This is a genomic window from Enterobacter sp. 725m/11 (assembly GCF_011683705.1).
Lineage (GTDB): Bacteria > Pseudomonadota > Gammaproteobacteria > Enterobacterales > Enterobacteriaceae > Enterobacter > Enterobacter bugandensis.
The window spans coordinates 1-8542 of record NZ_JAAQOK010000085.1 but is presented as its reverse complement, the minus strand read 5'-3'; the positions used below and the strand labels follow the sequence as shown (position 1 = coordinate 8542).

At 53.6% G+C, this 8542-nt stretch carries 9 protein-coding genes; 5 read left to right on the top strand and 4 right to left on the bottom strand.

The genetic code is table 11. From position 1 onward, the window contains the following. The 5 genes from HBA26_RS22125 to HBA26_RS22105 form a co-directional block, all read left to right on the top strand. Positions 1-453: fimbria/pilus periplasmic chaperone (locus tag HBA26_RS22125; protein ID WP_166721052.1), on the top strand; the 453-nt coding region annotated here is incomplete at its 5' end. A gap of 46 nt (positions 454-499) precedes the next feature. Further along, positions 500-3028 (top strand): fimbria/pilus outer membrane usher protein, encoded by a 2529-nt coding sequence (locus HBA26_RS22120; protein ID WP_166721053.1) that lies wholly within the window; start codon positions 500-502, stop codon positions 3026-3028. Positions 3029-3038: 10 nt separating this feature from the next. Beyond that, on the top strand, positions 3039-3986 hold the full coding sequence (locus HBA26_RS22115; protein ID WP_049138930.1) for a fimbrial protein: 948 nt from the start codon (positions 3039-3041) through the stop codon (positions 3984-3986). Positions 3987-3993: 7 nt separating this feature from the next. Further along, complete coding sequence (locus tag HBA26_RS22110; protein WP_045630160.1) at positions 3994-4509, top strand: type 1 fimbrial protein; 516 nt, start codon at positions 3994-3996, stop codon at positions 4507-4509. A 51-nt stretch (positions 4510-4560) separates the two neighbouring features. Then, complete coding sequence (locus HBA26_RS22105; protein WP_126345736.1) at positions 4561-5199, top strand: LuxR C-terminal-related transcriptional regulator; 639 nt, start codon at positions 4561-4563, stop codon at positions 5197-5199. 63 nt (positions 5200-5262) lie between these two features. On the opposite strand, the gene fdhF is transcribed toward HBA26_RS22105, so the two are convergent. From fdhF to ycgZ, 4 genes are all read right to left on the bottom strand, one after another. After that, positions 5263-7413, bottom strand: a complete 2151-nt coding sequence (fdhF, locus tag HBA26_RS22100) for a formate dehydrogenase subunit alpha (protein ID WP_126345700.1) — start codon at positions 7411-7413, stop codon at positions 5263-5265. Between the two features lie 184 nt (positions 7414-7597). Then, positions 7598-7876: a biofilm development regulator YmgB/AriR family protein gene (locus HBA26_RS22095; protein ID WP_166721051.1), complete on the bottom strand. Its 279-nt coding sequence runs from the start codon at positions 7874-7876 to the stop codon at positions 7598-7600. A 29-nt stretch (positions 7877-7905) separates the two neighbouring features. Further along, the gene (locus tag HBA26_RS22090; protein WP_047365422.1) at positions 7906-8226 is read right to left on the bottom strand and encodes a hypothetical protein; all 321 of its coding nucleotides are present in this window, start codon (positions 8224-8226) and stop codon (positions 7906-7908) included. Positions 8227-8230: 4 nt separating this feature from the next. Then, a complete protein-coding gene (gene ycgZ / locus HBA26_RS22085) occupies positions 8231-8470 on the bottom strand; it encodes a regulatory protein YcgZ (RefSeq protein ID WP_028012861.1) in 240 nt (79 codons plus the stop codon). Between the last annotated feature and the right edge of the window lie 72 nt (positions 8471-8542).

Sequence of the window (8542 nt, the reverse complement as noted above, 5' to 3'; positions counted from 1 at the left end):
CCTTTGTACAGACTGAACGGCGGCCAGCAAAATATTGAACGGATTTTACTTTCCGGCTCATTGCCGCAGGATAAAGAAAGCCTCTTCTGGTTAAATATTAAAGCGATACCTTCCGCGAGCAAACAGGCAAACTCGTTACAAATTGCCGTTAAAACACGTATTAAGCTTATTTATCGCCCGACAAGCCTGAAGGCGTCAACACCGGAAGAACAGGCTAATAAATTAACCTGGTCCCGGAGCGGAAACAACCTTCAGGTCACAAATCCTACACCGTATGTGATCAACTTTAATGAAATAAGCGTCGGCGGTAAAAAGCTGGAGGATGTTTCCTGGGTTGCACCTGGCGCAGTGGCAGCATTTCGCTTACCGCCAGGCGTTAATGGCAATCAGATCGTATTTAAAGTGATTAACGATTATGGCAGCCCGGGAATAATACATCAGGCCAGCTTTTAGTTCCTGAGAAAAGTGGCATCCGCAATATCGAGTCAGGTTTATGATGATGGCAACAATCAATATAAAAATGCAGCCCGCGCGTCTGGCAATGTGTATTGCCTTCGCGCTGGCGAATGCAGTCCCCGTGGTTAACGCCCGTGATTCCTTTAACGCCGAACTGGTGGAACTGGATAATCCGGGAATGGCTAAAGCCGATTTATCTGCATTTGAATCAGGTTCGCAGGCACCAGGGAAATACCATGTTGACATCATCCTCGACGATCAGCTTATTGAGACCAGCGATATTGATTTTGTTGCCGGGAAAGATGGGCAGGAAAACGATAGCCTGCAGCCCTGCCTGAGCATGGATCAGCTAAAAAAATGGGGCGTTAAAACGGCGCTGTTCCCCAACCTGGCGGTTGAAAGCACCTCCTGCGTCAACCTCCAGGCAATTCCTCACGCCACTACGGATTTTCAGTTTGGTGCACAGCGGCTTGTTATCAGCATTCCCCAGGCCGCGATCGACCTGCCTGCGAGAGGGTATGTCCCGCCAGAACAGTGGGACGAGGGGATCGCCGCTGCGATGCTCAACTACAGCCTGAGCGGAGCCAACAGCTGGGCGAAACAGAGCGAGAGTAAAAACAGCAGCAGTCAGTATGCCAACTTACGTCCAGGCCTCAACGTTGGGCCATGGCGACTGCGCAACTACACCACCTGGTCGCGTGATGAGAACGGTCAGGACAAATGGGATACCGTCTACACCTATGCACAGCGGGCGATTATTCCGCTCAAGGCGGAGCTCACGCTGGGCGATAGCTCCGCGCCCGCCGACGTGTTCGACAGTATACCGTTTCGCGGCGGACAGCTGGCTTCCGATGATGACATGCTCCCGGATTCGCTCAAAGGCTACGCGCCTGTCGTGCGTGGGATTGCGCGTACGAATGCTCAGGTCATTGTTCGCCAGAATGGCTATCAGATTTACCAGACCTATGTCGCGCCCGGCGCCTTTGAAATTACCGATATGTATCCCACCGGCGGGGCAGGCGATCTGGACGTCACCATTAAGGAAGCTGACGGCAGCGAGCAGCATTTCACCCTGCCTTATGCCTCATTACCGGTTTTGCAGCGCGAAGGGCGCCTTAAGTATGCGGTGACCGGAGGGCAGTATCGTTCTTACAGCAGCAGCGTGGATAAGACCCCGTTTGGCCAAATCACGGGGATTTATGGTCTGCCATATGGCCTCACGCTCTATGGCGGGCTGCAGGAGTCGAGCAAATATCAGTCGATCGCCACCGGGATCGGGAAAAACATGGGGGATTTCGGCGCGATTTCGGCGGACATGACCCAGGCCTGGTCAACCCCGCAGGGGGAAGAAAAATCCAACGGGCAGTCCTGGCGTGCGCGTTACAGCAAGAACTTTATCGGGACAGGGACCCAATTTTCGATTGCGGGCTACCGCTATTCGACCAGCGGTTACTACGGCATGCAGGAGATCCTTGATTCCTGGGGAGACAGCTCTGCGCTCCAGGACCGTCGTCGTAACCGTGCCGAGCTCACGATGAGCCAGACGTTGGGCAGCAATCTTGGCTCGCTGACGCTGAGCGCGGTCCGTGAAGATTACTGGAATTCGGGCAAAAGGATGGCGTCTTACAGCCTGGGTTACAACAACTACTGGCACAACATTAGCTACGGACTCACCTGGACTTACAGTAAAAACGGCAGCGCGGGTTCATATGACGGCAATAAACGCTACGACAACGATCAGCTGCTGGCCTTTAACGTCAGCATTCCGCTTGAAAAATTCCTGCCGCAGACCTGGGCTAACTATAGCGTGAGCGCCAGCAAGAATAACGGCACCACGCAGAACATTGGTCTGAACGGCGTGGCGCTGGAAAACCATGGGCTGAACTGGAACGTGCAGCAAGGGTATGGGTCGGACGGCGTTGGCTATACGGGCAACATGAACGGGGATTACAGGGGCACGTACGGCGAAGTGACGGCGGGCTATAGCTACGACAAAAACAGCGAGCGTCTTAACTATGGTTTGCAGGGGGGCATTCTTGCTCACAGAGAGGGGATTTCGCTTTCTCAGCCTCTGGGGGAGACCAATGTTCTGATTAGCGCACCGGGCGTGCATGACGTAGATATCCGTAATCAGCCGGGGGCAAAAACAGATTTCCGGGGATATACGGTGGTCAGTAACCTTTCCGCGTACCGTAAAAATGACATCACGCTTGCCCCGGAAAGTATGCCGGATGACGTTGAACTGGATATTAATACCCGCACGGTGACGCCGACGCGCGGTGCAATTGTCCTGGCCGACTATAAGGCGAAAGTGGGAAGGCGGGCATTATTCACGTTAATGCATAACGGCCATTTTGTTCCTTTTGGTGCAATCGTGAGCCTGAAAGGCAGCGACAACAGCAGCTCTATTGTTGGCGACAAAGGGCAAGTCTATCTCACTGGCCTGGATTCGCAGGGGACAGTATTCGTTACGTGGGGAGTGGAAAGCGATCGGCAGTGCCGCGCGCCGTTCCGGCTTTCGCCGCAATCTTCGGCAGGCGGAATTACTGAAATTAACGTCACTTGTATTTAGGGTTTTTAAAATGCGCATACTTAACATCCTGTTCCTGCTGTGTATCACCGCTGCCTGGAATAGTGCTCATGCAGGAACCTGCACAACGATTACGCCACAGGAATCCACTTTGTCCATCGGCACAATTACGGTGCAGCGTGATGTCGCGGTTGGCACGGTATTATTTTCAAAAAATGCGTCGGTCACCGGGTCTTATTTAAGCGGCTGTACTAATCCGTTAATGCTCGGGTTTAGCATGCGGTACCTTAATGCAACGCCGAGTACTTACGGTAATCACGTTTATAACACCAATGTAAGCGGTATTGGCGTGCGCTTTTCATCAGGTAATTATTTTGAAAACCCGACCTATACCTTTTCTTATAACGCGCAGACAAGTTATGTCGAATGGTGGGGCGGTAAAATAGAACTTGTCGTTACCGGACCCGTTGCCTCTGGCTCGCTGACGCCCGGCGTACTGGGTGTCGTTATGCTGCAGGGGAGCGATGGTGTGTATCGCGATGGCCTTACGACGAAGCTTCTGGACGGGACCATCAACGTGCTGGCCTGCAGCATAACGACGCCGCAGCTGACGTTTCCCATCGGCGATATTTCTGCCGCGACGTTTGGCTCAACGGTCGGAACCACGCCGACGGGCGCTCAGAATACGCAAAACCTGGGTCTGAACTGCGACCCGGGGGCAAACGTCAACGTTTCGCTCAGTGGCATTCAGAACCCGGACGTAGCAACAACGAGCGTGCTCGCGCTGACGGGGCAGGGTAATACCGGCACGGCGAAAGGGGTTGGCGTTCAGCTGCTCTATAACGGTACGCCTCTCTCGTTAAATACCCGTCTGCCGTTAAATGCCGCCGCGGGTGGGCAGCAGGCATTTCCATTAACAGCGCGTTATTACCAGACCCAAACGACGGTTGAACCCGGTACTGCCAATGCGTCTGCAACCTTAAATTTGACGTATCAGTAAAGGATAAATGATGAATATTCTGCGCACGGCAGCGCTTGCCGCCATATTAGTAAGCTGCAATACCTTTGCGACGGACAGCGTTAGCGTCAGCGTTACCGGAAATATTGTGGCCTCTCCCTGTATCTTTAATGGGGGAAATAACAGTCTGGATATCAACCTTGGCAATATCCAGGCATCCAATATGGCTACGCCGGGGTCATCGTCCGATCCTGTGCCGTTTAACCTGCTGTTTACCCAGTGTCCGACAGGGACGCGCAGCGTGACGGTCTCCTTTACCGGAAACCCCGATCCGGTCGCCGGGGCGGATTACTATATGAACAGCGGTTCGGCCACGAACGTCGCGATTGCGATGAGTGAGGCCGCAACGGGTGCAATGAAGGGAACCGGAACAAGTATTACACAAACTATTGCAGCAGACAGAACCGCAACGATGGCCATGCTGGCATCGGTCAGATCTTCCACAGGCGGCGCAACGCCGGGGAGCATCAGTGCCGTCGTCGTCATGACGATGCAGTACAACTAATCAGTACATGGGTTGATATTTCTTAATGATTGACAGATGTCGGTAACGGTAATGTTGAATATTCTGATAAAAGAGACAGATTCATTTTTTCGAGATGGCCTAAAGCGTTTTCTGGGGGAGTTCTTCTTTCATAATTTCAGACACCAGCTTCATTTTGAGGTTGAACTTACGCCGGAAAATGTCAGCGTTGCGGATATCATTTTTCTCTCTTTATGCCAGGGGGAAACGTTGACCTGTTATCCCGAGCTACAGGCGCGGAAAAAAGGGATTGTGATCGGCCTGGTTGATGATGAGCAGCGTTTCTCGGCATTTCCCTCCTGTTTTCAGGATATGATTTTTATCTCTCGCCGGGCCTCGCTCGATCGGATCGGTGAGGCGCTCTTTATCGCATGGTATCGCACGCAATTACCGGGCTATCGCTGGAAGAATAAAAGCTGCTACGAATGCCAGCACAAAATATTATCGCCGCAGCAGATTCGCGTTATGGTCAATTTTTACCGCGGGTTATCGGTAGGGCAGATTGCGAATAAACTAAACACCAGTGATAAAACCATTTTTACGCATAAATATCTGCTGATGCAGAAATTCGATCTGCGCAGCGATTTTGAACTTATGGCCTTGATTCACCGGATGGTAGAGAAAAATGCCTGTCCGAACCGGTTGCGTGACTATCTGACTAACAGCTTATAACCAGCAATAACGCTAAAGCGTGGCGCTGTTGCCGGGTGGTGCTGACGCCACCCGGCAGGAGCATCAGACGTTCACGGCATTGATCAATCGCGCTTTCATCGTCTGGTAAGACGACGCAGCAAATTCCTCCGCCCAGCGCTGATCCTCAATCGCCTCCAGCTGCACCGCGCAGTACTTCGTTTCCGGGGTTTTCGATACGGGGTCGAGATTATCCTGCGTCAGCTCATTGCAGGCCCCGATCCACCACTGATAGGTCATATAGACCGCCCCGGCGTTGATGCGCTCGCTAATGCTGGCGCGGGTGATCACTTTACCCCGGCGCGAACGTACCCAGACCAGTTGACCGTCGCTAATACCTAGTCTGTCCGCATCGGCAGGATTCACCTGCACCCGTCCCGGCTCATCGGCGAGGCTTTGCAGCGCGGCGCAGTTACCCGTCATCGAGCGGCAGGAGTAGTGACCCACCTCGCGGACCGTACACAGCACCAGCGGGAAATCCGCATCCGGAGTTTCTGCCGGCGCGCGCCACGGTGCGGCAAAGAGCTGCCCTTTACCGCTCGGGGTATCGAACTGATTATCTTTGTAGAGGTACGGCGTGCCGGGGTGATCGAGCGTCGGGCACGGCCACTGCACGTGGCCCATCTCGCCCATTTTTTCATACGTCACGCCGTAGAAGAGCGGGCACAGCTCGCGCATTTCATCCCAGATCTGCTGGTTATCGTCGTAATGCATCGGATAGCCCATCTCGGTGGCGAGCAGGCTGATGATCTCCCAGTCGCGCTTCACGTTGCCTTTGGCCTCAATAGCCTGGCCAAAACGCTGGAAACCCCGGTCGGCGCAGGTAAAAACGCCGCCGTGTTCGCCCCATGAGGTGGCAGGGAGCAGAACGTTCGCCACTTCCGCCGTTTTGGTCATAAATATGTCCTGAACCACCACGAAGTCAAGCGCCTCGAAACCGCTGCGGACCAGGCCGAGATCGGCTTCCGTCTGCAGCGGATCTTCCCCCATGATGTAATAGGCTTTGACCTTGCCTTCCAGCGCAAGGTGAGGCACTTCGGTAATGCGCGTTCCGACGCGATCGTCCATGTTATTGACGTCAATCCCCCAGGCATCGGCGAACTTCTGCCGGACAGCCGGATCGGTCACATCCTGATAGCCGGGGAACATATTCGGCAGAACGCCCATATCGCAGGCGCCCTGAACATTGTTTTGCCCGCGCACGGGACCGACACCGACGGCAGGGCGGCCGAGGTTGCCGGTCAGCAGTGCCAGGCTGGAAAGCCCTTTGACGACATCGACGGCCTGGCCAAACTGGGTCACGCCCATTCCCCACATTACGGTGGCGGAAGGGGCCGCCGCGAAGGTGCGCATTGCCTGACGAACGTCGCGGGCGGCGATGCCGGTGAGGTGTTCTACGCGCTCTGGAGCATACTCTTTCACCGTCTGCCGATAGGCCTCAAGTCCTTCGGTAAACCGCGCGACGTAGTTCTTGTCGTACAGCTCCTCTTCCAGAAGCACATAGCCAAAGGCGTTCACCAGCGCCATGTTGCTACCGTTCTTCAATTGCAGATGCTGATCGGCAATGCGCGCCGTTTCGATGCGGCGCGGGTCGCAGACAATGATTTTCGCGCCGTTTTCACGGGCTTTTAGCACGCGCCGGGCGACGATAGGGTGGGAGTCTGCGCAGTTATAGCCAAATACCAGCAGGCATTTGGAGTGTTCAATATCGTTGATAGAGTTGCTCATTGCACCGTTGCCGAGGGTCTCCTGAAGTCCGGCGACGGAAGGACCGTGACAAACGCGCGCGCAGCAATCGACGTTGTTGGTGTGCAGCACCGCGCGGGCAAATTTTTGCATCACGTAGTTGGTTTCATTCCCGGTACCGCGCGACGACCCGGTGGTCATAATCGAACGCGGGCCGAACTGGGCTTTAATGCTGCTGAGCTTCCGGGCGGTGTAGCGGATAGCCTCTTCCCAGGTCACGGGAGTGAATGTCTCTCCCTTGCGGTAGCGGATCATTGGCTGGGTCAGGCGTGGGGTGAGCAGGCGGGTATCGTTAAGGAAATCCCATCCGTAAAATCCTTTCAGGCATAGCGTCCCCTGGTTTGTGGCCCCCTCTGCCGCTTCGGCACGGATGATACGGTTATTCTCAACGACAAGGTTTAGTTTGCAGCCTGCACCACAGTAAGGGCAGACGCTGGCGATTTTTTTCATCAATAACAGACCTGTTAAGAAATGAAGCAAAATGACTGGTAAGCCCAGTCCCGTAACAGGGAGTAAGCAGAAACCATGCCATCTTTATAACGTTTCTTTACAGGGGGTTATGAAGAGAGGGGGGTGTCATCGTCAGCATGTTCGACAATTCTGACGATGACACGATCGCTGAATGGCAGGGCGTTTAAACGTCATCCATGGTGTAGCCCACAACGACCTCAAGCGTCTTACGAATAACATCCGCCTGCACAACGTCTCTGGTCGCTTCCAGCGTCTGAATGAGCCACAGGATGATCGCTTTATTGGAAATATGACCTTCAGAGGCCAGAACACAGCGTACTGCAGTAGAAAAAATAGCGGACTCTTCAGCAAAACGATCGCCTGCGTGACGGAAATATTCCGCCAGCGCACTGTCTAAAAAAGCAGAGTGGTATTCGGGTTGAAGCTGAATATTTTGTCTCATTTGTTCTCACCGTAGCTGTTAAAATGCAGTCAATGTATTTTTTTGGGATCGGACGGCTTTCCCTTTCCAAACAACGACACTACATTGCCTCTGTTATCATTGAGAGGTCCCTCTCTGCTCATTCGTCCTTGCGCGGTTCTGCGACGTTTTAATCCGAGGCTTTTTGATCCGATATCGGCAATCGCCTTCGCCAGTGTCTCCCGCCGCCGGGGATTCTTTTCATGAGTTTTCATCTGCCGCAGACGTTGAACCAGAGCTTCAGTTGTAACAGGGCCACGCTCTCTCAAAAGAGAAAGAACGGCTTCGCCAATCAGCTGATCGGTCAGTTTGTCTGCGTCACTGCGGTTCATCACGTTATCGTTCGAAGAGCAAACCAAGCAGCATATGGTAATGCTGTTCCTCTTCGGGGCCCTCGGCCCTTTCAAGGCGACTTAACAGTTTGGTACAGAGCGATTTGCGATTGAGATTTCGCCCGTCGCTAAGGATCTCAACAACGACCTGACCCAGCGTTTCCTGTTGGGTGGGAAGCGTGGCTTTTTCGAAGTACTGTGCGATCGCTGCTGCGGAATCTGCGACGTAACCTTTCTGCTGCATGTTTCGCTCCTGTAAAATTTTGTAATCAGTAACGTTACATTTAAGGTATACACCTGTCTCTTATACACATCT

Coding starts and splice junctions, on each gene's coding strand:
- HBA26_RS22120 (WP_166721053.1), top strand. CDS start 500: ATGGCAACAATCAATATAAAAATGCAGCCCGCGCGTCTGGCAATGTGT.
- HBA26_RS22115 (WP_049138930.1), top strand. CDS start 3,039: ATGCGCATACTTAACATCCTGTTCCTGCTGTGTATCACCGCTGCCTGG.
- HBA26_RS22110 (WP_045630160.1), top strand. CDS start 3,994: ATGATGAATATTCTGCGCACGGCAGCGCTTGCCGCCATATTAGTAAGC.
- HBA26_RS22105 (WP_126345736.1), top strand. CDS start 4,561: ATGTTGAATATTCTGATAAAAGAGACAGATTCATTTTTTCGAGATGGC.
- fdhF (WP_126345700.1), bottom strand. CDS start 7,413: ATGAAAAAAATCGCCAGCGTCTGCCCTTACTGTGGTGCAGGCTGCAAA.
- HBA26_RS22095 (WP_166721051.1), bottom strand. CDS start 7,876: ATGAGACAAAATATTCAGCTTCAACCCGAATACCACTCTGCTTTTTTA.
- HBA26_RS22090 (WP_047365422.1), bottom strand. CDS start 8,226: ATGAACCGCAGTGACGCAGACAAACTGACCGATCAGCTGATTGGCGAA.
- ycgZ (WP_028012861.1), bottom strand. CDS start 8,470: ATGCAGCAGAAAGGTTACGTCGCAGATTCCGCAGCAGCGATCGCACAG.